Genomic DNA, 22,460 nt, shown 5'->3' with positions numbered 1-22,460 from the left:
GGCCGCCATGGCGGCTCCCCTTCTCTTTCCCACCGATGGCTAACTTACTTTCCTATACTCTTAAGCTGCAGGACCTTTTTTCCGCCCCGTTGCGGAAAGTAGCAGCAGTTGGGGAGTCCGCTATGGGCCGGGTTTCTCGGGCCGTGCAGGGCGTGCAAAGCAAGGCGGGTGGAATGGGCAGCAGCGTCGCCGGTGCCACCAGCAAGATTGTTAGTGGCAGCAATCGGGCGGTAACCAGCCTCACCAGCCTGGAAATTAAGCTGAACACGCTTACCAAAGAGCGGGATCTAAAGATGAACCTGCGTGACTTGGCGCGGGCTAATCGGGCTATCGAGGAGACGGAACGCAAGATGGAGCGGCTGCAGAGCATCGGCCGCCGTGGCACTGGTGGGGGCGGTATGGGTTTAGGCCTGCTCGGCGGCCTGGCACTCGGGGCCGGCGTAATGGGGGGCATGGACTTAGTGCGCGACACGGCGCAGCTCACGGGCATGGACAATGCCATCAAGTTTGCCAGCGGCTCGGCCCAGGAAGGCTCCAAGAACCTGCAGTTTCTGCAAACCACCTCTGACCGGCTCGGGGTAAGCCTGCTGGCTTCGAAAGAAGGCTTCCGCACGCTCACCGGCTCGATGATGGGCACCAAGCTGCAAGGTGAAGGCACACGCAAGATTTTCGAGGACGTAGCCACCGCCACCACCGTGATGGGGCTTGACGGTGAAAATGCCAAGGGCGTGTATCTAGCCTTAGGGCAGATCATGAGCAAAGGCAAGGTGCAGGCCGAAGAATTGCGCGGGCAGATTGGCGAACGGATTCCCGGTGCCTTCAAGATTGCAGCCGATGCCATGGGCATGACGCAAGCGCAGCTCAACAAGACGATGGATGATGGCAAGCTGATGTCCGAGGACTTCTTGCCCAAATTCTCGGCGCAGCTGCGTAAGGTGTTCGGCCCGGGCTTGGCCCAAGCTATGAACGCTTTGCCAGCGCAGATTGCCCGCTTTGATAACGAATGGCTGAAAACAAAAACGGTGCTGGTGGAAGCGGCCTTGCCGGCGGTCATCTCCCTGATGAGCAACGTGCGGGGCCTGATGGAAACGGTACGAGACGCTACCCGCTTCGTGCAGGAGCACAGCACGGCTTTCAAGGTGCTCGGCATTGTCATTACGCCCATCGTGGCCGGCATCATTGCCTATACCACCTACGTGAAAATTGCCACCGTCGTCACGCAGCTCTGGGCTGCCGCGCAGATGCTCCTTAACGGCGCGATGATGCTCAACCCGATAGGCCTAGTCGTGGCGGCCGTGCTGGCCTTGGTAGCCGCCGTAGTGTATTGCTGGAATAAGTTCGAAGGCTTTCGGGGCTTTCTCTACGGGTTTGCTTACGGCGCGATGGAGCTATTTCGGGGCCTGGGCAACGTGATTGCAGGGGCTTTTACCATCAATCCAGCCCAGATAGCGCAGGGCGTGCAGCAGTTGATGAACATTAACAAGCGCTACCAAAAAGGCTTTGCCAAGGGCGTGGATGACTTCCGGGGCACGAGCGGCAAAAGTATGAGCGACTTCTTTGCCGCCAAAAAGCCGGACGAGCAAGCCGCCGAAAAAGCAGGTAGCGCCGCTGACGTAGGGCTGGCCAGTACCAAGGGTAAAGGCAGCGGCGCGACCGGCGCGGGCCGGGGCGTGACCAACATCACCATCAATGTGCAGCAGCTAGGCCAGACCACCATTTACACCGCCACCGCCGGCGAAGGCATCGACAAGATGAAAGAGGGCGTGCGCCAGGCGCTGCTCTCGGTGCTCAACGATGCCAACGCCATGACCACCGCCAGCTAATGCAGTACGCAATCAATCTTAAAGCCTTAGCCGCGGAAGCCTTTGGCTACGCACCGTTGGTGCGCTACACCGTACCGGAAGAGCCCGAGCGGGAGGAGCTGGTGCAGAATGACTACGGCACACCCCTCCCCCCCAACGTGGAGGGCACCGGCCTGCTCGGGCTGCCCGTCTTCGCGCGGGTGGAGTTTCTAGCGGCCGCCGCCTGGCGGCAGCTGGTGCTCAACGATCCGATCGTGGAGGTGAGCCGGGATAAACTCATTGTCACCACCGACATCCAGGGCCGTAACGGCTCGGTGAAAGAGTACATCAGCAACGGCGACTACGCCGTGACCATCAAAGGAGTACTCGCCTCGGATCCAACCGATGGCCGCTATTCCCGGCGCTATCCTGAGCGCGAAGTGCAGGCCCTGCAAACCCTTATCGATGTACCGGCGGCCATACCCGTGACGGGGCGGCTGTTCCGCCTGCTCGGTATCAAGAACCTAGTCATCAAAGGTCATAGCTGGCCCGCGCTACCCGGTTTCACCAACCTGCAGGCTTACGAGCTGCGCTGCCTCTCGGACGAGCCGATTGAGCTACAAAAGTCCACTCCCCTGCCTGACCTAGGCATTTCCTTCACGCCCCGGCGCTACGTCTAATGCTACGTCTCACCTCTCATATAACCCTCGGTGATTTCAATCTGGATTTCGTCAATGATGTCCAGATTGAGAGCACGTGGCAGCAGCTTACCGACACGTGCGTTATCCGGGTGCCCCGGCGCATTCTCGTGCTGGGCGGCAAGTCGCTGCCCGATGCGGTGAAAGTAGGTGACCGGGTAATTGTGAACTACGGCTACGATGGGGAGCTACGCACCGAGTTTACCGGCTACGTAGTGGCAGTAAAGACAGGCCCGCCGGCGGAAATCACGTGTGAAGATGACATGTGGCTGCTCAAGCGCAAACCGATGACCATGAGTTGGCGGTCGGTGTCGCTGCAGACGCTACTGGAGTACGTGCGGGATAAGAGCGGCCAAAGCTTCCCGATTCAGACGTTAGGCGCCGTGGACCTCGGTAAGTTCACTATCAACCAGGCCACCGGCGCGCAGGTGCTGGAGGCGTTGCGCAAAGACTATGGTATTCGCACCTTCTTTCGGGAAGGCACTTTAGTTGCCGGCGATCCTTACAAGGCCCGGGCAACCGCCCCGCGCCACGTGCTCACTTTTCGCCGCAACGTGGTCAGCAATGATTTGAGCTACGCCCGGCAAGAAGATTTCCGAATTAAGGTCCGTGCCATTTCGCACGTAAGTGGCCCGCGCAAAGGCAAAAAGCGGGTGGTAAAAGAATTCGGGGATCCGGACGGCGAACTGCGCACCCTCAACTTTTCGGGCGTGCCAGCCGACCAGCTGGAGGCCCGGGCCAAAGAAGAGCTAGCTCGTCTTCGCTTCGATGGCTACCGGGGCAGTTTGACCACGTTCGGTATCCCGCACATCGAGCACGGCGACGTGGTGTTGATCCAGGATCCGGACTACCCGGAGCGCGAAGGCGCATTTTCCGTGGATAAAGTCAGCAAATCATTTGGCATCGGTGGCAGCCGGCGCCTCATCACCTTAGGACCTAAAGCATGAGCGGCGTAAAGGAAGCATTCGAGCGGCTGATGAATAATCAGATTCCGGTCTCGGTCATCGGGGGCGTCGTGACGGACGTGCGCCCGGAAGAAGACACGTGCGACGTGCAGCCCGATAGTGACGACGCGCAAGTGTTCGACGTGGCCCTGCTCAACGGCATCTACCCAGCCGTTGGGGCACAGGTACTCATCGGGCTAGTAGAAAACCGGCTCGTCGACACCTTCCTCATCTCGGCCGATAAGGTGACCCACTTCCGCCTGGCCACGACGAGCGAAAGCCTGCTCACGCTGCTACAGGACCTCATCACGGCTCTCAAGCAGCAAACCTTCAGCAATGGCGGCGGCGTGACGGGCTTTGCCAACAACCTCGCTGCGTTCACGGCCCTGGAGCAGCGTCTACTTAACCTTCTAGTTGCCTAACCCATGCCTCTCAATACACCGAAGCTGGAGCTTGATATCCTGAATCTGCTCAACGATATGGCGGCCCGGACGGAAGAGCCCATTAAGGCCCGGGCTGACTATGCCCGGGAGTTGGCTCAGATCATTACCGCCTTCGTGAAAACGGGACAAGTCTCAACAACTGGCACGGCTGCTGCCCAAACCGGCACCATTCTATGATAGCGACGGACTTGTTGCTCGATGCCAACGCTGACTTGGCCATTGAGCGAGGCGACTTCGTGCTGGGCGAGAGCGACGCGCAGCATATCGACTTGCTACTGCAAACCAATCAGGGCGAGTGGCGCCAAGATCCGCTCGTTGGCGTAGGCCTGAGCCGCTATATCGTCAGCACCTACGGCCCCGGCCAAACAGCCGAGTTGACGCGAAATGTAAGTATCCAATTAGAGCGCGACGGCTACACCATTATCGAACTTGACCTTGCCAACCTGAGCAGCGCGCTCATTAATGCGGAACGCCTGTGATTCATGTTTCTTTCGGCCAATCGCTGCTCGACATCTGCCTGCAGGAACTCGGCACGCTGGATGCCCTATTCGATTTAGCGGATGCCAACGGCATCAGCATCACAGAGCTGCTCACGCCCGGGCAAGTGCTGCAAGTACCGGCCTCGGCCCTGAGCCGGCCGGAAGTAGCCGCCTACTTCGCCGGCCGGCAGCAGCGAATCAATGTGGCGGATACCATCCTGCCGGCCGGTGTGGTTGTGCCGCCCGTTGAGCCGGCCACTATGCTCGATTTCAAGCCTGCCGATTTCAAGAAAACCGATTTTAAATAAGTTGCTATGTACGCGGATTTAATACGTGACGCGGCCGAAACCCACATCAGGAGCGGCCAATCTGATACGAGTGCTCAGGATTTACAAGCTGTTTTTGGTAAGGTGGCGGAGGCGGTAGAAACCTTTGAGGGGGTCACCCGCGGGGCCATTATTCACCATGGCCCCGGGGCACCGGACAACGGCCTCGGCTTGGATATTGATGCTTATATCGATACCAGAAACACTGACTTGTATATTAAGGAGGCGGGGGCCTGGACTTTCCGGCTCACGCTCCGCGGTGCACCCAGCACGGTACCCGGGCCTCCGGGCAAGGAGGGGCCGGCCTCGACGGTAGCCGGCCCGGCCGGGAAATCCGCCTATGAGTTGGCAGTGGCCTCCGGTTACGTCGGCACGGTAGCGCAGTTCCTGGCCAGCCTGAAGGGCGCCCCGGGGGCTGATGGCGAAGATGGCACCAACGGCACCCGGATCCGGATCGAATCTTTTGAGCCGACGACGGAGGTGAGCAACTTCGGGGATCTGTGGATTCACACCATCAGCGCCGCCAAGTATGCTATTTATGATTGTCTGGTAAACGCGCAGGGAGATATCACTTGGCGGCTCCGTTTCACCTCCCCGGATGGCACGGCCGCGCCTTCCAATTCAACCAACGGGGTAGCGCTCACCAGCTCCGGCGACGGTACCAAGTTTCTGGCCAATGATGGCAGCTATAAAACCATCACCGTCCCTACCACCGGCACCGGAGGCGGCACTGTCAAATCCGTCAATAACGTAGCCCCTGATGCCAACGGCAACGTGACGCTCACCATCGGCCTCGGCACGGTGAAAACCGTGAACGGGGTTGCGCCCGATGCCAATGGCAACGTCAACGTGGCGGCCGGCAGCGGAGGCGGCCCAACCGTTGAGCAGGATCTGAGCAGCAACAGCCCAAGTTCAGTGCCGAGCGTGGCCGCCGTGCGCAGCGCGACGCGCGCCGCGCCGCGCACGGGCACGATTGTACATCTGGATAGGGATAGCGTGTACGGCACGATAACGAGCGGCACGTTCGCCGTCGATCTTTCCGACAAAGTGCCGGGCTCAGTGGCGCAGATTTTCCTCACGCCTTCCGCGACCCCGCCGACGCTCGATCCGGCTGTTTTCCAAAGCAAGCAAACCTATACGGCAGGCAAAAACCTCTGCTATATGTTTTGCGCGGGCGGCAACGGTAAAGTGCAGTACACCATTCAGGAACTCGACTAATGAGCTTACTCCGCTACTTTATGAGCGTGCAGAACGCGCTCGGTGGGCCGATTCCCTACACATTGGCCATGCAGCAGCAGTCCGGAATTCGCGTTGAAAACGTGCTCCAGATCCTGGGCCGCACATCGTACACGCTGGAGTTCTGGTACACGCCCACCGGCGCCAACGGCTACGCCTACATGAATCCGGACGCCGATTTCAACACCGTTCGATTCAGTGCTCACTTGCCTTATGGCGGGACGCTTTACTTCGATACGGGCAACAGCTCCGCCCCGACCGGGCGCCTGCAGTTTGGCATGCCGGCCGGTTTCGTCGGCTCACCGCACCATATCGCCTTTGTCGTCGATTTCGAGCGTAGCAAGCGCACCGTTTATATCGACGGGGGCGAGCGCTATTCCGTCGCTGGTTGCGAGCCCTATATCGTGCAAGATCCCTATCCGCTCGACTTCCCGGCCAATCAGGGCACGGTCGGCGAAGTGCGCTATTGGAACTACGCGCGCTCGCTCGAGCAGATCAACGAACTAAAAGACTTCTCGATTTCCGACAAGACGCCGGGCCTGCAAATGTGCTTACGCATGGACGAACGCGGCCCGAGTGGCACCAAGATCATCGATCGCAGCGGCTACGCCCGGCACGGCCGCATTCTTTAACCCTTCCTACCCTCTTTGCTTATGCCTCTTATTTCCTTGCCTTTCTCGGATATCGTGCTGCCCGTTTCGGATCGGGTGGCCGGCTCAACCATTGTTAAACAGAAAGCCCATAGCCCCCGCCTATCAGTGGATGAGCAGAGCCGGGCGGTGCACTTGCTACTCACCGTTTCGCTGTTTGCCGCAACTGAGCAGGGCAACTACGGGCCGGCGCTGAGCGGCCCTGGTTTCTCGGATTATCAGGTCACGCTGGTAGCCGACAACAACACGGCCGTAAATCCGCAAAAAGAGGGCGCTATCTGCTACATCCGGATTTCGCCGGAGTTGGCCCTGAACTTCCTCACCAAAGAACCGGTGCCGATGCCGGTCGTGGAAAACGGGGACAGCTGGCGCTCTTTCCTGGATAGCCTGCCGGAGCCGTTGGCCCTGCAAGGCGATTTTTTCTGCTTTCTGCGCGACACCCAGCCGGTTTTGATGCGCAAGCTCATTGAGGATCACATTCAGCAGGCCGATCTGATGGGCCGCTTTGCCTAGTGGTGCCTTGGTTTGATTGGTGGGTGCCAGCTTTTGCCGTGCTCCTACTGGCCGGCCTGCTGTATTTGGTTCGGCTTTACTTTAAAAAATAGCTATCTGTGGCACGTTCTACGCAGCAAATCTTTGATTCTATCCAGGCCACTATTCAAGCGGATCCGGAGTTAGCACCGCAGCTCACCTCGTCTTCTGCGACGGCCCTGCACCGGCTATGGGCATACGTTACGGCCGTCGTGCATTCCGTGCACGAAACCATATTTGATAGACATAAGGCGGATGTGGAATTGGCGCTAAGCCGGGCCAAACCTGGCACGGCGGCATGGTATGCTGATCAGGCGCTGCTATTTCAGGCTGGGGATACATTGGTGGCCGATGATGAAGGGATCCACTACGCGGCCGGCAGCACCGGGGAGCGCATTATCACCCGGGCCGCAGCCATCGAAAACGAATTAACCGGCAAGCTCTTTATTAAGGTGGCCAAAGATGGGGCGCGGCCCGGTTTGCTGGCAGCGCTTTCGGCTCCTGAGCTGGTGCAGGTACGTGGCTATTTTGACCGGAAAGGTTTTGCCGGGGTGCGGAAAGAAATCGTGAGCCGGGCCGCTGACAAGCTCCGCGTTACCGCTCAAGTGTATTATGATCCGCTGATTGATGTGCCGGCCTTGCAGCAGCAGGTACAAGCCTCGATCCGGGCCTACTTGGCAAGCCTCGAATTTAACGGCCTGATCTACGTAGCCAAGATCCAAGACTACATTCAAGCCGTGCCAGGCGTGAAGGATGTGCAACTGAGTAGCGTCACTGCTCGGGCCGGAGCCGGTGCCGTGGTGCCCATTGAGCGGATCTATGAGACGCAGGCCGGTTATATCGTGCTCGATGATGCCGCCGGCAGCACGCTAGCCGATACGCTTACCTTCCTCCCCTACTAGCATGCCGCTCTTCTCTTTTGCAGAGTTGCTGCCAGCCCGGTACCGAGTGCAGCCGCAGCGACTGATAAGAAACTTACTCCCCGCGCTGCTCAGGCGACCGAAAATGCTGGCCTGGCTCTATGCTCTGCATGAACCGCTGCAGGCTACCTACTTGGCTTTCGCGGAGCACGTTCGGCGCAGTGCCACGGAGCTTAGCTACAACGGGCAGACAATGCTGCTGGAAAAAGCTTTGAATGATCGGTTTGATCCGGTTTTTCGGCGGATCCGAATCATTAACTCCGATACGGAGCTGAGCCCGATCTACCTCAACTACGTGAGCGAGTTGCAAGAAATGCCGGTGACTTACTACGTGGTGGAGGATATGCCGCTACTCAAGGTGAATAACTGGCTGGAATACGTTTCGCAAGTGGGTTTTGTGGTACAGGTGCCCCGCTCCCTGCGACCACAGGAACCGACAGTGCAGGCCAGAATAAAGCAGTTAAAAATCAGCATGATCCGTCACGCTATCACTTACATCTAAAATGAAACAATTACTTTTTGATACCGGCGGCCGGCCGATTGCGCTCGATGATTTCGATGTGCTGCAGAGCGAGGTATATACCGCCGTTACGGCCGTGCTAGCCGGAGCACCCCCAATGGCCTTGAGCGGCTTAAGTGTCACCCGCCGACCGAACAACCGTGGGGATATCACCGCTGGCTATATGTGGCTCAACGGCCGGATACAGCGCTTTGAGGGGCAAACGGATGTGCAGTTGCCAGCGGAAATTGTTTTTATCGGCAACGATGAAACTGATTATCGAGCCTACCAGACCGGCGGCAGCAAACCCTGCATGACGGAGATGCTCTACACAGCGCAGCCGCTGGGCACCTATCCGGCCAACGTGGAGAAATTGGTTGTGAGCGGCTCACCGGAGCTCACTTATGCGAAGTGGCTGGAAAGCAAACAGCGCACCTTAGGAGAAGTGCAGTGGCTAGCCTCACACAATGGTGGGCTGTATTCAGCTACTGGCCTTGGTTATGCCGATGGTCCGGCCCGGGGGTGGGCCTTGTGCAACGGCCAAAACGGCACGGCGGATCTGCGCGCCCGCTTTATTGTCGGCTTGTTTGAGGCTCACAACGACTATTCCCAAGTAGGCAAGAAAGGCGGCGCGGAGCGAGTGACGCTGAGCATAGAGCAGTTGCCGGCACACAGTCACGGCATGGAGCAAGCCGGGGAGCACACCCACGGCCTTAAAAGCCGCGGCTCTGACGGCAGCAGCCCGCTCGCTAGCCGGGGCAACAACCCTACTTCGGATCAAACCATCCAAACGGAGAAGGCCGGCAACCACACCCACGTCATCAACGAAACCGGCGGCAATCAGGAACACGAAAACCGGCCGCCTTTCTACGTGCTTGCCGCTCGGCAGTGGGTTGGATTATAAAGCCGCACTTTGTTACTAGCATAAGTAAGCTTTGCAAGGCACAACAAAGCCTCAGCAACTGCTGAGGCTTTATGCTTTTATAGACTATTTATTCCTTGATTAGTTAAATTAAGTTAGTATTCGCCTTCTTATTGTGAAGCTATGGCTATCCCACCCCTCTACGCCTTTAATCGACTAAACCTGCTAGAGCAGTTATCCATTGTTTTTACGGAAGGCACCTACTTAGCTATGCGTAGGGGAGAAAAGGAGGATAGGGTCAACCTCTACCACCTAGGCAGTTTCTTTGCCGAGGTGTATTACGACCCACAAGCCAATCACTTGCACCAATGCCGCACCTTCGTGAGCACCGCTCCACTGGAAGCCTACACCGATCAGATCCGGTTGCCGAACATATAAAAAGCCCCAACGATGCCGGGGCTTTTTCAGTGATATAATGATGCATCAAGCTGCTATACAAATTATGGGGAGGTAGGCGGTGGATTATTTCCCGACCATCTGTTAATGGCAGCGTCCACTATCTTATCAAGCTTCGAGGCCTCCTTTTTTTCCTTGTCATCTTTTTTGAAGAAGTAAGCATAGACTGCAAAAATCATGAAGGCAAACGTTCCATTGGCAGCTGCCCACTTAGTTGCTTCAAGCTCTGTGTTGCTCATGATGTACTTTTCCATAGACCGTCCAAACCAATACATTGCAAATAGGGCCAGTACAAATTGCATGAACTTGTTAAAAGCCTCTATAGCCATACTGAGTAAGATCTTATAAACCTCAAGCTTTGCCTTGGTAAGAGCCACGTTTAATGCACATTAAGCTTATAGAATTCCTCTACGTGGCACTCCTCAAGCGCAAACTCATACTTATCCTCTTCAAGTGCTTCACAATTCGAGCAATATATCACGCGTGGTAACTCTTCTCTGCTACCAGCGGTAATGATCAACCTTCCTTCATTAGGGCACTCGACACCGAAGCGCTTAACAAAAAGCCCCTTTTGCACCGCTTTCTCACAGAGATACTTTGCCACAAACTTAGGCACGCCATAGAAGCTACGGACTTGTTCCACGTAGATTCTATTGGGGTCGGTGTGCTCAAGTATGTTCAGCCGGTTCTGAACAAACCTTCCAATGAAAGACCTATCAATTATTTCTAAGAATTTCATTGATAATGTTCCAGGTTTGGTCAGGATGCTCTGGGTAGGTAGAGGTACGTAGAATACCCTTGGAAGGGTCAACCGTGAACTTGCGGCTGAACTGATCTTTATCGCTTATCGGCTGAAAGATGGTCCTGCTTAAAGGCCGAGTTATGATGTCTTTGAAATCTTCAGGCAAGTCCTGTTTTACTGTACATTGCTCGTCCATGGCTTTCGTAGTCATCGACTTGTCACCTCTATAACTGACCGAAGTGGCATCAATAGAGTTCCCATTCCAGAGAGCTTTCACCCCTTGGTTTAGGTCGCAAACGCTTATCGTGTTGCTCTGTCTAAATACGGCAAGAATATCCTGAATAAAAACATCCTCTGTATTACGCCGCTGGATTTCGATTAGCTTTTGTTGCTTAGGCACCTCCATATAAGAGGAAGCACTACGTTCTAAGATGGTCGCCTGGATTACCACATCTTTTCGATTGACAACTATTCTCGTCGGCTGGTAAAGCTGCATTGTGAATTGCTCGCCGGGAGGAAATAGAGCCAAATCGTATTCAACTACAGGCAGGCACCAGAAAATGTAGCTGTCGTCTTGTTGCAGGCTGCTTATGACCTGCATCGGTAGCGCATCGATATCGAAATTTCCGCGGTTGAATTTTGAGCCTAGTCGGAAAAAATAGTTGTGCTGCCTAGTCAGGCCGATGTTATCTACCAGGAAAGCCTTAATAGAATCGGCTGAGTATTTAGCTGCAATCTCAGGAAGCATCTCAGCTTGAATGGTGGCCTCCACCTCAAACTGACCCTTAACAACTTTTACTGGAAACAATTTGAGCAGTCGCTCATGCAACTGGGAAGCTGAATTCATAGAAGTGTGTAGTGCTAGGGCAAATGATGGTCTCCCAGAACGTTTTTGGAGAGAAGTTATCGCACTGTTGTACTGATGTTGTACCTGAATGAAAAAACCCCGCTGTAAGAGGTTGACTTATAGCGGGGTTCTTTACTTAATAAGAGGTGACGGGCGGATTCGAACCGCCGTAGGAGGTTTTGCAGACCTCTACCTAGCCACTCGGTCACGTCACCGGATTGGGGATGCAAACTTACACCTTAATCTGACTTATGCCAAACCTGAAGCGGTATTTCCCAAGTTTGACATGGTAAGGCACTGTTTTTCTGGCAGAATAAAATCTTGAAAATTTCCTTTACCTACTGCTATAGACACAAAAAAGGCCCCGGAATTCTCCGGGGCCTTTCCACTGCAAGAAGCAAGCTTAGCTTATTCTTCGTCTTTTTTGTCGGCAGCGTCATCGCTGTCGAGCAAGTGCTTGGCACGGTCTACTACGTCGCCAGCTACTTCAGTTACTTTATCGAAGGCAGCGGAGGCAGCACCAGTAACGGCAGCCAGGATACCACCTTCAGTTGCAGGAGCTTCGGCAGCGGGGGCAGCCTCAGCGGCAGGAGCAGCTTTGGAAGCTAGCTTCTGCTCGCCAACCTGACGCTCCGTACCCATCATCTTGTCGCGCAGAGCCGACAGAGCATCCAGGTCGCCGAGGGTCGACTTCTCAGCAGCAGGCTGCTTCTTGAGGTCGGTCAGCTTGCCTTCGCCTTGCGTAGCGGTTGGAGCCTGACCAGCGGGGCCTTTCTTCTTGAACTTGGCAGCACGCGTGTCTTCTTCCTGCTGTTGGTTGTAAACAGCAGTGTGCGACAATACGATGCGGCGGTCATCCTTCGAGAACTCAACCACGCGGAAGTCCAGCGACTCACCGTTCTCAGCGTTGCTACCATCTTCCTTCACCAGCGACTTCGGATACGCGAAGCCTTCGATGCCGTACGGCAACTCGAGCACAGCGCCACGGTCGTTTTTGTCGGTGATGGTCGCCTTGTGTACCGAACCAGGAGTGAATACCGTCTGGAACGTATCCCATGGGTTTTCTTCCAGTTGCTTGTGGCCTAGGGCCAAGCGACGGTTAGGCACGTCCAACTCGAGTACAAGCACGTCCAGACGGTCGCCTACTTTCACTACTTCCGAAGGATGCTTGATCTTCTTGGTCCACGACAAGTCAGATACGTGCACGAGGCCGTCAACACCTTCTTCCAGTTCTACGAACAGGCCGAAGTTGGTCAGGTTACGCACGAGGCCGTTGTGCGAGGTGCCCACAGCGTACTTGGTGGCGAAGTCGCCACGAGTCCATGGGTCTTCGCTCAGCTGCTTGATGCCGAGGCTCATCTTGCGGTCTTCCCGGTCGAGCGTCAAGATCTGCGCTTCTACTACGTCGCCCTGCTTGATGAAGTCCTGCGGGTTGCGCAGGTGCTGGCTCCAGCTCATTTCCGAAACGTGGATGAGGCCTTCCACGCCAGGGATGATTTCCATGAACGCGCCGTAGTCGGCTACGTTTACGATGCGGCCTTTCACTTTCGAGCCTACGCCCATGTCGGCAGGCAGCGAATCCCATGGGTGGGCGGTCAGCTGCTTCAGACCGAGGCTGATACGCTTCTTGGCTTCGTCGAAGTCCAATACTACGATGTTCAGCTTCTGGTCGAGCTGCAATACTTCGCTCGGGTGCGCAATGCGGCCCCACGAAATGTCGGTGATGTGCAACAGACCGTCAACGCCACCAAGGTCAATGAACACACCGAAGTTGGTCATGTTCTTGATAACGCCTTCCAGGATCTGGCCTTTCTCCAGGTTGTTGAGGATGGCTTCGCGCTGCTTCTCGAGGTCTTTCTCGATCAGGACTTTGTGCGAAACTACCACGTTGTCGAAAGCAGCGTTGATTTTCACTACTTTCACTTCCATCCGACGACCAACATAAATGTCGAAGTCACGGATAGGCTTCACGTCGATTTGCGAGCCGGGCAAGAAAGCTTCAACACCGTCCAGGTCCATGATCAGACCACCTTTGGTGCGACGCTTCACTACGCCTTCAAGAATGGTGTCATTCTCCAGCGCGTCGTAGATAGACTTCCAAGCCTGCTTGATCTTCGCCTTCTTGCGGCTCAGGATCAGCTGACCATTCAGGTCTTCTTGGTCTTCGATGAATACCTCTACCTCGTCACCGATTTTCAGGTCGGGCAGGTCGCGGAATTCAGTGATAGACACCAAACCATCGGACTTGAAGCCGATGTTCAGGATTACGTCGCGCTCGGTGATACCCACCACAACGCCTCTTACTACTTCTTCTTCCTGTACGGTAGTCAGCGTATTGCCGTACATCTGCTCCATTTCGGCACGCTGCTCGGGGGTATAGTTACCACCGAAGCCTGACGCCCCTACATTGTCCCAGTCGAAGTTATCTGCTACTTCAGCCATTTGTTGCTTGTAGCCCTGCTGTACACGTCCGGCTCAGGGCCAACTCCGGAACGCGTTTTTACTTGATACACAGCATGAAAGCGCCGGCCCGCCACCCTGACGGGGCGGCAAAGATAAGCAATTTGAAGAAGAGATGGAAAGGAGATAGTAGCTCCGGTTACAATACTTGCCAAACCTTACTTAGTGGCATGGCAAACGATGCTGTTTTTTATTTCATCTATTGTCTCCTTAATGGAAGATATGTGCTTACTTCTTCCAAAGAAAAAGTGGAATCTAGTATTATTCTTCACTATTGTAATCTGGCGAAAATACAAGCAACGCTGTATTTCATAAGCACTTATGTCTACACTGCCTTTGTTGAATCAGTATCAACGGAAAGGATTATGCACCCAGGATTTTTGTCCTTTATTGCTTCTACTTCATACTTAGGCACAAGACGGAATTCGCCTTTTGGAGCAACATCTATATGTATAAAACACCCTTCATTATCTATGCTATCCGAATCCATGTTAAGGCTCGCTCTATCCCTGCTTGTGCTTACTATTTCGTTACTCACTGTGTAACCACATTCTTGGCAATCAGATCCGAATGCCCAAAGTTTCTTCTGGTACTTCCAGCTAGCTGGCACCTGCATAGATACCCATGCTTTATCAACCTTGGGATTGCCAATAGTAACCGTCCTGTACTCCTTGTTACGGCAGCTAGTAGTGATTATAAGTAAGGATATTAAAAGGAGCCTTTGCATCACTGTAAATAGAAAAGAGGACTGCAATAACTACTGCAATCCTCTTCTAACTAAACTAATTACTTGCTCTTAAACTTGCTTACGCCCGGCCCATTTCGCGTAAGTGTGCTACGTGAGAGGCTACGGCGTAGCGCATCTTCGGGTACTCGTTGTACTCCACACCAAACTCCAGACAAGCCTGCCGGATGATTTTATTGAGGGCAGGATAGTGGATGTGAGAGATGTTAGGAAACAAGTGGTGCTCCACCTGGAAATTGAGGCCGCCTACCAACCAGCTGATGACTTTGCTATCGGTAGCGAAGTTAGCAGTGGTTTTAATTTGGTGGATAGCCCATTCATCTTCCAGCTTGTTGGTGATTTCGTGCGGGATAGGAAAGGCTGCGTGCTCGACGGTGTGCGCCAATTGAAACACGATGCTCATGGTGAATCCAACAACTGTGGCAAATACCAAGAAACCAATTATCCAGGCAACGAAGCCGACGGTATAGATGGGCAGGGCAACGAACAGGAACAAGTGCAGCGCCTTGAAACCCCAGAACACGCCTTGGTCGGAAGCCGTCATTTTCTTGATAGGCATTTCCCCGATTTTGCCTTTGAAGTACTTCTGGTAGTCCATGAAGAAAATCCAGGCAATGAAGAGCAGGGCGTAGAAAAACCAGAAGTAGAGGTGCTGGAAACGGTGGAAACGGTAGCGCGTTTGGGTGCTGCTCAGGCGCAACCATGGTTGTGCGTCGAGGTCGTCGTCTACGCCGTCCACGTTGGTGTACATGTGGTGGATGAGGTTGTGCTTCATATTCCACATGAAGCTGTTGCCGCCGAGCACATTAAGCGTGAACGAAGCAAACTGATTAACCCATTTCGACTTGCTGAACGAGCCGTGGGCGCCGTCGTGCATAACGTTGAAACCAATAGCTGACCCCACGAGGCCTAGCAGGGCGCACTCCAGAAGTGCCAGCCAAGCGGGAGGCGTCAGGAAAACCAGGTGCAGGTACACGGCCACGAACGAAACCGTGAGGATGATGGCTTTGGCAAACAAACGGGAGTCGCCGGTAGTGTCTTTGCCTGCTTCAGCGAAGTAGGCATTGGTGCGGAGTTTCAACTCCTTATGAAAGGAGCGAGAAGCCGCGAACTTAGGTGCTTGCATATGAAGTGATGATGAAGGAATCCTGCAAAGGTATGTCCCTCTAACGCTAGCTCATCCGGAATCGTCCATAAGCCCCGCATTTTGCACAATGGCAATACCCCGGCCTATGTTTTTGTTGCTCCCTACTAATCGATTTTTCTACAGCATAGCACTGATACCCAATAAGAACACACCAGCAAGGACTACCTCGCGCCCTGATTTTAACAAGAAGTACCTATGCATAGTCACCGCTATCTTATCGGCTAGCGGTGACTTACCTCTGCCCCTCCTATTGGCAAATTGGGTTTCAACAAGGGGCGCAATTGGTCTAGCGGCACAAACAGCCGAAGCTCGCCTTGAGCGTACGAAGCAATTTCATAGGGAGTGTAAATGAAAACTACGCCGCCACTCGTCAGATATAGGTTATGGCTAACAGGCATTTTCTTCACGAAAAGAAAGTCATCGAGCTTAACGGAGGCTGGTTGATGCAGCACGCGACGCACAGCTTGCTCAAGCAAAGTGCTAAGCTGGGCATCAGAATTGGGGCGAAAAATATCGGAAAAGCGTAGGGCGCGGCCGGTACGAGTATCGAAGGTAACGGCGCTGGTGCCGTAGTTGCCGTGGGCACCACCCGTGTAGCTGTACGTGAAAAACCCAAGGCTCAGCAGATTCTGCTGATTCCAGAGCACGTGCGTGGCCGCTTGGTCTTCGTAACGCAGCATGTAGTCGTACGAGGGAGCACTGCTACTGGTGTCGGGCTCCGCGGGTCTATCCTTGACAAGGTCAGCAACGCTTAGTTGGTACTCTTTTTTGAAGGCGCTAGCCTGTTGCTCCCAAAATTGCTCTACCGAGGCTGGCGCTGCTTTGGTATCCAGGGTATCGCCGCGCAGACCGCGCAGGATACCAGTGGCTAAAGCGCTGCGCGCTGATTCGGGGCCGTTGGTAGGTATTAGGGTGTGCAGGCTAGTGTGTCCGTGTGGTGACTTAGGCTGGTTAGGATACGCCGCCACCGAATCGGTGAAATAGCGCGAAATGAAGGATATACTGCCTGGCAAATCAACTTCGCGCAATTGCACGGGCTGCCCGGCTCGGTTGCCTAGGAGTTCCTTGCCATTGATATGCAGCCGCCAAATTGGCCCGTTGGAATTTTCGTCTTGCAGCTCAAGGCTTTGGTCCCGCACCACCACACTGTCCGGCGTAATAAAGGCGTCGTAGTCGGAGCCTAATTCGTAAGGTTGCCCATCAGGACCACTGTAGGAACCTACAAAGCTGGCGGCGCTGCGGCCTCCGTAGCCCGCGGGCAGCATTTGGAGGTGTAGCGTGATAGTTTCGGGGCCGAGCGTGCCGCGGTAGCACCGGTACCAAGTGCCAGGCGAATCTTTGGGTGGTACGATGGCCGCCTTCTGATCGAGTTGCGTGGCAATGCTTCCAGAATCAGTTTTGGATTGGCAGGCAGCCATCAGCACACCTAGCAGCAAGCTGGAAATACGGAGAGGTGATAAACAGCTCGTGACAGGTAAGCTCATCTGTACTGGATAAGTAGGAAAGATATGTGCAAGATATTGTTCTAAAAATACCTCAACAGCATATGCTGCGTATGTACCAACATCTTTCAGCGCTTATTTTCAAAATTCTCTCCTCATGAGCTACATCAAAGTCGGCCAAGACGCCAACGGTGAAGACATTAGATTGCATTACACCGACCAGGGCCAAGGTACGCCCGTTGTGTTGATTCATGGCTGGCCGCAAAACCACGAAGCTTGGACCTATCAACTAGGCGAGTTGCCCAAACACGGCCTACGCGTAATAGCCTATACGCGCCGTGGATTCGGAAACTCCTCGAAGCCGTTTGAGGGATACAATTATGACACGCTGGCCGACGATTTGAAAGCCGTACTTGACACGCTGGACCTGCAAAACGTAACGCTGGTAGGCTTCTCGATGGGTGGTGGCGAAGTGGCCCGCTACATGAGCCGCCACGGTGGCGCCCGCGTAGCCAAAGTGGCCTTCGTGTCGGCGGTAACGCCCTATCTGCTGAAGACCGACGACAACCCCGACGGAGTTCCGCAATCGGTGTTCGACGAGATTCAAGCCAACATCGCCAAAGACCGGTTCGACTTCCTGCAGTCGTTCAGTAAAGACTTCTACGGCGTTGGGGTCCTCAACAAGCCCGTTAGCCAAGCCGTTCTCGACTGGTCGTTTGGCATGGCTTCACTCGGCTCACACCAAGCTACTGTGGCCTGCGCCCACGCCTTTGCCGAAACTGATTTCCGTCCTGACCTGGCCACTATCAGTGTTCCGGCCCTAGTGATTCACGGCGACGAAGACAAAACGGTGCCAATCAAAAACAGCGGCGCCCGAATGACTGAACACCTGAAACAAGCGAACTACCTTGTTTACGAAGGAGCCCCCCACGGCCTCTTCATCACCAACAAAGACCAACTGAACCGCGACCTGCTGGCTTTCGTCACCGGTTCGTAGGCGCCACACCCCAGGACTGTTACTTACGATGATGGTTCTATAGCAACAAAATGCCCTTGGCTTCTCACATAAAGCCAGGGGCATTTTTGCATACCAGCTATTTTAACTGGTTTAGGTTAAGGTAGCCTGGTGTTCGTAGCTGATTTTCCAGCACAGTCAGTTGCGTAGCAGTAGCATAAGCCTTTGTGCTTGTGCTACTGCTACACAGCTAACCACTTGTCTATCTTTTCCCGTACACGTTTTATTCTAAAGTACAGGCAAAAAAAAAGCCGGTAAGCAATGCTTCCGGCTTAATTATTCAGATAGGCGTGCCAGTTATGGTCGATGGTACCGGCGCTGAGTTTGAGGAAACCAGATAAGGTCGGTTTCTTCGGTTGCTGCCGAATTGTGAGGCCGGCTTCCTGCGGGGTACGATGCCCTTTGGCATGGTTGCACCGGGAACAAGCGGTAAGCAAGTTGCCCCAACTGGAGTCGCCGCCACGGGAGCGGGGTAGTACGTGGTCAAGGGTCAAGTTTTTGGTAGAACCGCAATACTGACACTCGAAATGGTCACGCTTCATAATGTTGTGCCGGCTTAGGGCAATGCCTTTGTACGGCACGCGCACATACCGTTGAAGCCGGATGATGCTTGGCTTAGGATACGACTTGCTGACTGTGCGCAGCACGCCATTCTCTGAGTTGGCAATCATCTCAGCTTTATCCAGAAACAACAGCACAAAAGCCTTCTGCACACTGCACAGCGTAATGGCTGTGTAGTCACCATTGAGAACTAGGACTTTTTGATCCATACGCTTAACTAGAGAGTAATCATCGTGTACAGCGAAAGCTAGATGATTCTAAGCGTATTAACAATAGCCAGAAACTTTAGTTTCTAATCCATATCCTAGTTGATCGGCTGAGTTCCAAATGCTCGTTACTAATTGGTATATATCGTTTTAACGGCTCTGAAGACCCAAAAAGCCCGCAGAAATGAGCTATTCGCTTAAGATGCGCTTTATCAGGCGCAGCTTATGGGAATATTTCTGCCGGTCGCGGTTGAAAATACCGTTGTGGTCGAGGGGGTCAATGCGCACTTCGCCGCTGGCGTGGATAATTTGCTGCTCGTCGAGCAGCAGTCCTACGTGCACGATGTTGCCTTCGGCATTGTCGAAGAAGGCGAGGTCGCCGGGTTGAGTTTGGGCCACAAAGTGGACCGTTTGGCCGAGGTTGATTTGCTGGCGCGCATCACGCGGGAGTTGCACCCCAATAAGGCCGTAGAGCTGCTGCATCAAACCCGAGCAGTCGATACCGAACAGACTTTTACCGCCCCATAGGTAAGGCGCCTTTAGATAGACCAGCGCCATTTTCTGAAGTAAGCGCAGGCGACCATCAACGGAACCGTGCGGGCCGTGGCCGTTTTGCGGATTGGTAGCGGCCCCGTTGTAGAACAGCTGCCGCTCTCCGATGCGCAGGGTCATGCCGTCGAAAAAAGGCAGGCGCGAGCCGAGCTGCACCGGAATCCGGGTGGCGGGGTCACTTACCATCTGCACGACATCGAGGGTGCGTGGGTGGTCCTGGGCGTGCCAAGCGGCCAAATACTCAGGCGTTACGGGCGTGTGTTGCTTGCCATCCATCCAGCCCACGTACTGGTCGGCAGCGGTGCGAACTTGCACCCATTGGTTCTGGACCAGCAAAATAGAATAACACTCTCCGAAAATTAATTGCGTAACAATTTCGGCTTTGTCCGTAGGCTCGGCGCGTACCGGCACGACGCTCAGCGCGCAGATTCCGTGTTCCAAGGTATTGATGTGGTATAATGGCAGATCGGTGGAACGAGAGCAGTGATTTTCACAGAGCCTACCCGCAACCTGTAGTATTCAGCGCGAAGCTCCTTTTTTAAGCTGAACTCGCCAAGTATCTTCCACAAATTCACTGCTTCATAAAACTGGCCTAATACTCCCGAGCGCGGTCTAGCTCGCGTTTCTGGTCTTTCTCTTTGATGCTGTCGCGCTTATCGAACAGCTTCTTGCCTTTCGCCAACGCAATTTCCAGTTTCGCAAAGCCCCGGTCGTTGACGAACATCCGGATGGGAATGATGGTAAGGCCCTGCTCCTGGCTTTTGTTGTTGAGTTGGGTTAGCTCGCGCTTGTTGAGCAGCAGCTTGCGGGGCCGGGTGGGCTCGTGGTTGTTGTAAGTGCCGGCTGTGTATTTGGCAATAGTAAGCCCGTGCACCCACAAGCTACCGTCGGGCTGAAACACGCAGTAGCCGTCCTGAATCTGCACGCTGCCGTCCCGGATGCTTTTGATTTCAGTGCCTTGCAGCATAATACCGGCATCATACTTCGCCAGGAAAGCATATTCGTAGGAGGCGCGGCGGTTCAGGATGTTGACGCGCTTGGGGGTATCTTCTTTCTTACTCACGATGGTTCGGGTGTTATTTCGCGCAGGATTTTGCAGTGCTGGGGTGCTACTACAGCTTCTGGCGCAACTCTTGGAAACGGGCTTGCAGCTTGCCTGCATCCACAATGCGCTGACCGGTGCGGCCGGTAGCTAGTAGTCGCTCGCCTACATAGGCTTGTACGTGGCAAGTTAGTTCGGCGCCTTCCAGTCGTTCAAAAATAGCTTGAATTTCCACGGTTTCCCCTTCAAAGGCCGGCGCTCGGTGCTTGATGGTCAGCATCGTGCCGATACCCGCCTCTCCTGCTTCCAGCATCAACTCGACAAACTGTCGGCTGGCCCATTCCAGTGCTTGGCCCAAGGCAAACGTGCTCAACACCGGCTGAATCAGCTTGCCGTTAAGAACTGCAAAGTCCTGCGGCCCGACCACAAACGAATAAACCTGTATGTCGCCGGGCTGGAAAGGGTTGCGCATCGACCTTATTTAAATGAATGCTCTTTCTGATATTATTTGTCATCCATACTCCCCGCCTGTCATCCTGAGCGGAGCAAAGGACCTTATTAGGGTTGAACAAGACGTTGCTCCCCTTGCGCAGACGGGATAAGGTCCTTCGCTCCGCTCAGGATGACAGGCGGGGGAGTATTGAGGAAGCTATTGGGTGGCAACTCAGAAAGCTAAGCCAACTTCAGCCGAGGGTCGGAGCTAACTAATTGCGAGGCAAAATCGCCGGCTTGGTATTGGAAATGGGCCGTCATGGCGACCATGCCGGCATTATCGGTGCAGAACTGGAACGCGGGAATGAATACCTGCCAGTTTTGAATAGCCGCTTCGTCTTGTAGGGCTTGGCGCAGGCCGGAATTGGCAGCCACGCCGCCGGCAAGGGCTATTTGCGTAAGCTGGTGGTCGGCGGCGGCGCGGCGGAGCTGCCGCAGCAGCGTCTGGATGATGGTGTACTGGATGCTGGCGCAGAGGTCCGCTAAGTTTTCTTGGACGAACTCCGGGTTCTTGGCAGTTTGCTGACGCAAAAAGTACATAACGGCCGTTTTGAGGCCGCTGAAGCTGAAATCGTAGCCCGGCATGGCACCCACAGGGAACGGGAACCGGGTGGGGTTGCCTTCGCGGGCCAGCTTGTCGAGGTGGGGGCCGCCCGGATACGGCAGGCCGAGTTGTTTGGCGGTTTTGTCGAAGGCTTCGCCGGCTGCGTCGTCAATGGTTTGGCCGATGATTTCCATATCCATTGCGCTCCGCACAATTACGAGTTGCGTGTGGCCACCACTCACGGTAAGGCACAGAAACGGAAACGCGGGCCGTGGCTCTTCAATAAAATGCGCCAGAATATGAGCCCGCATATGGTTAACGGCAATCAGTGGCTTGCCGAGGGCCAACGCCATGGTTTTGGCAAACATGCCGCCTACCAGCAACGACCCCAACAGCCCCGGACCTTGCGTGAAAGCCACGGCGTCGAGGTCTTGTTTTTCAACGCCTGCTTTATGCAATGCGGCCGTCACGACCGGAATCAGGTGTTGCTGGTGGGCGCGCGAAGCCAGCTCGGGCACTACGCCGCCGTATTGTTCGTGTATTTGCTGGGTAGCCACCACGTTGGACCGGATTTCACCGTCTACCATTACAGCAGCGGACGTGTCGTCGCAGGAAGATTCGATGGCGAGAATAGTGGGCATGATATAGTACTGTGAACGTAGCCAGTGGGTAATAAAGGGCCGGATTTTCAAATTGCCGAAGCATGACGGCCCTAGCTTCCGGAGGCTATAGGCAGCCTCATAGACGGAATCCAAGACAAAGTTCGTTTAAAACCTTAAACCAACGCTGCTTCATCTAGTCAGAAGCTTAACCAAAGACGGCGTGGTATCGTTCTTGCGG

General features: G+C 54.6%; 25 protein-coding genes and 1 tRNA gene. 15 read left to right on the top strand and 11 right to left on the bottom strand.

Annotation, left to right across the window (positions count from 1 at the left end; all coding sequences use genetic code 11):
* The first annotated feature begins 35 nt into the window (after window positions 1–35).
* From P1X16_RS19565 to P1X16_RS19500, 14 genes are all read left to right on the top strand, one after another.
* On the top strand, window positions 36–1,823 hold the full coding sequence (locus P1X16_RS19565) for a tape measure protein (protein ID WP_277232544.1): 1,788 nt from the start codon (window positions 36–38) through the stop codon (window positions 1,821–1,823).
* Window positions 1,823–2,461, top strand: a complete 639-nt coding sequence (locus P1X16_RS19560) for a DUF6046 domain-containing protein (RefSeq protein WP_277232541.1) — start codon at window positions 1,823–1,825, stop codon at window positions 2,459–2,461. Before P1X16_RS19565 ends, P1X16_RS19560 begins: the two co-directional genes overlap by 1 nt.
* Window positions 2,461–3,426, top strand: a complete 966-nt coding sequence (locus tag P1X16_RS19555; RefSeq protein WP_277232538.1) for a hypothetical protein — start codon at window positions 2,461–2,463, stop codon at window positions 3,424–3,426. The genes P1X16_RS19560 and P1X16_RS19555 overlap by 1 nt, the downstream gene beginning before the upstream one ends.
* A complete protein-coding gene (locus tag P1X16_RS19550) occupies window positions 3,423–3,845 on the top strand; it encodes a hypothetical protein (RefSeq protein WP_277232535.1) in 423 nt (140 codons plus the stop codon). The genes P1X16_RS19555 and P1X16_RS19550 overlap by 4 nt, the downstream gene beginning before the upstream one ends.
* A gap of 3 nt (window positions 3,846–3,848) precedes the next feature.
* The gene (locus P1X16_RS19545; protein ID WP_277232532.1) at window positions 3,849–4,043 is read left to right on the top strand and encodes a hypothetical protein; all 195 of its coding nucleotides are present in this window, start codon (window positions 3,849–3,851) and stop codon (window positions 4,041–4,043) included.
* Window positions 4,040–4,345, top strand: coding sequence for a hypothetical protein (locus P1X16_RS19540; RefSeq protein ID WP_277232528.1), 306 nt, complete (start codon window positions 4,040–4,042; stop codon window positions 4,343–4,345). The genes P1X16_RS19545 and P1X16_RS19540 overlap by 4 nt, the downstream gene beginning before the upstream one ends.
* Window positions 4,342–4,653, top strand: coding sequence for a hypothetical protein (locus P1X16_RS19535; RefSeq protein ID WP_277232525.1), 312 nt, complete (start codon window positions 4,342–4,344; stop codon window positions 4,651–4,653). Before P1X16_RS19540 ends, P1X16_RS19535 begins: the two co-directional genes overlap by 4 nt.
* Window positions 4,654–4,659: 6 nt before the next feature.
* Entirely contained in the window at window positions 4,660–5,889 is a 1,230-nt protein-coding gene (locus P1X16_RS19530; RefSeq protein WP_277232523.1) for a hypothetical protein, read from the top strand.
* 20 nt (window positions 5,890–5,909) lie between these two features.
* A complete protein-coding gene (locus P1X16_RS19525) occupies window positions 5,910–6,539 on the top strand; it encodes a LamG-like jellyroll fold domain-containing protein (protein WP_277232521.1) in 630 nt (209 codons plus the stop codon).
* Window positions 6,540–6,560: 21 nt separating this feature from the next.
* Window positions 6,561–7,070 (top strand): hypothetical protein, encoded by a 510-nt coding sequence (locus P1X16_RS19520; RefSeq protein ID WP_277232519.1) that lies wholly within the window; start codon window positions 6,561–6,563, stop codon window positions 7,068–7,070.
* A 98-nt stretch (window positions 7,071–7,168) separates the two neighbouring features.
* A complete protein-coding gene (locus P1X16_RS19515; RefSeq protein WP_277232516.1) occupies window positions 7,169–7,990 on the top strand; it encodes a hypothetical protein in 822 nt (273 codons plus the stop codon).
* 1 nt (window position 7,991) lies between these two features.
* Window positions 7,992–8,510 carry a hypothetical protein gene (locus tag P1X16_RS19510; RefSeq protein WP_277232515.1) on the top strand — a complete coding sequence of 173 codons (519 nt, stop codon included), beginning with the start codon at window positions 7,992–7,994 and terminating at the stop codon, window positions 8,508–8,510.
* Between the two features lies 1 nt (window position 8,511).
* Window positions 8,512–9,411, top strand: a complete 900-nt coding sequence (locus P1X16_RS19505) for a hypothetical protein (RefSeq protein ID WP_277232512.1) — start codon at window positions 8,512–8,514, stop codon at window positions 9,409–9,411.
* Between the two features lie 141 nt (window positions 9,412–9,552).
* The gene (locus P1X16_RS19500) at window positions 9,553–9,807 is read left to right on the top strand and encodes a hypothetical protein (RefSeq protein WP_277232509.1); all 255 of its coding nucleotides are present in this window, start codon (window positions 9,553–9,555) and stop codon (window positions 9,805–9,807) included.
* 62 nt (window positions 9,808–9,869) lie between these two features.
* Here P1X16_RS19500 and P1X16_RS19495 read toward each other — a convergent pair whose 3' ends face one another.
* The 6 genes from P1X16_RS19495 to P1X16_RS19470 form a co-directional block, all read right to left on the bottom strand.
* Complete coding sequence (locus tag P1X16_RS19495) at window positions 9,870–10,202, bottom strand: hypothetical protein (RefSeq protein WP_277232507.1); 333 nt, start codon at window positions 10,200–10,202, stop codon at window positions 9,870–9,872.
* A 339-nt stretch (window positions 10,203–10,541) separates the two neighbouring features.
* Entirely contained in the window at window positions 10,542–11,414 is an 873-nt protein-coding gene (locus P1X16_RS19490) for a hypothetical protein (protein WP_277232505.1), read from the bottom strand.
* A gap of 144 nt (window positions 11,415–11,558) precedes the next feature.
* Window positions 11,559–11,629, bottom strand: a tRNA-Cys gene (locus P1X16_RS19485).
* A gap of 193 nt (window positions 11,630–11,822) precedes the next feature.
* On the bottom strand, window positions 11,823–13,856 hold the full coding sequence (gene rpsA, locus P1X16_RS19480) for a 30S ribosomal protein S1 (protein ID WP_277232502.1): 2,034 nt from the start codon (window positions 13,854–13,856) through the stop codon (window positions 11,823–11,825).
* Window positions 13,857–14,680: 824 nt separating this feature from the next.
* The gene (locus P1X16_RS19475; RefSeq protein WP_277232499.1) at window positions 14,681–15,745 is read right to left on the bottom strand and encodes an acyl-CoA desaturase; all 1,065 of its coding nucleotides are present in this window, start codon (window positions 15,743–15,745) and stop codon (window positions 14,681–14,683) included.
* Between the two features lie 242 nt (window positions 15,746–15,987).
* A complete protein-coding gene (locus tag P1X16_RS19470) occupies window positions 15,988–17,250 on the bottom strand; it encodes a DUF3298 and DUF4163 domain-containing protein (RefSeq protein ID WP_277232496.1) in 1,263 nt (420 codons plus the stop codon).
* 115 nt (window positions 17,251–17,365) lie between these two features.
* Between P1X16_RS19470 and P1X16_RS19465 the strand changes: the two genes are divergently transcribed.
* Window positions 17,366–18,205, top strand: coding sequence for an alpha/beta hydrolase (locus P1X16_RS19465; RefSeq protein ID WP_277232493.1), 840 nt, complete (start codon window positions 17,366–17,368; stop codon window positions 18,203–18,205).
* Window positions 18,206–18,495: 290 nt separating this feature from the next.
* Here P1X16_RS19465 and P1X16_RS19460 read toward each other — a convergent pair whose 3' ends face one another.
* From P1X16_RS19460 to tsaD, 5 genes are all read right to left on the bottom strand, one after another.
* Window positions 18,496–18,993, bottom strand: a complete 498-nt coding sequence (locus tag P1X16_RS19460) for an HNH endonuclease (protein WP_277232491.1) — start codon at window positions 18,991–18,993, stop codon at window positions 18,496–18,498.
* Window positions 18,994–19,179: 186 nt separating this feature from the next.
* Window positions 19,180–19,983, bottom strand: coding sequence for a C40 family peptidase (locus tag P1X16_RS19455; RefSeq protein ID WP_277232488.1), 804 nt, complete (start codon window positions 19,981–19,983; stop codon window positions 19,180–19,182).
* A 151-nt stretch (window positions 19,984–20,134) separates the two neighbouring features.
* The gene (gene smpB / locus P1X16_RS19450; protein ID WP_277232988.1) at window positions 20,135–20,608 is read right to left on the bottom strand and encodes an SsrA-binding protein SmpB; all 474 of its coding nucleotides are present in this window, start codon (window positions 20,606–20,608) and stop codon (window positions 20,135–20,137) included.
* 46 nt (window positions 20,609–20,654) lie between these two features.
* The gene (locus P1X16_RS19445) at window positions 20,655–21,056 is read right to left on the bottom strand and encodes a hotdog domain-containing protein (RefSeq protein WP_277232485.1); all 402 of its coding nucleotides are present in this window, start codon (window positions 21,054–21,056) and stop codon (window positions 20,655–20,657) included.
* Window positions 21,057–21,256: 200 nt separating this feature from the next.
* Entirely contained in the window at window positions 21,257–22,261 is a 1,005-nt protein-coding gene (gene tsaD / locus P1X16_RS19440) for a tRNA (adenosine(37)-N6)-threonylcarbamoyltransferase complex transferase subunit TsaD (protein WP_277232482.1), read from the bottom strand.
* Between the last annotated feature and the right edge of the window lie 199 nt (window positions 22,262–22,460).

This window comes from Hymenobacter sp. YC55 (assembly GCF_029433095.1).
GTDB lineage: Bacteria > Bacteroidota > Bacteroidia > Cytophagales > Hymenobacteraceae > Hymenobacter.
The sequence above is the reverse complement of the archived record's forward strand: the minus strand, read 5'-3'. Positions and strand labels throughout refer to the sequence as shown.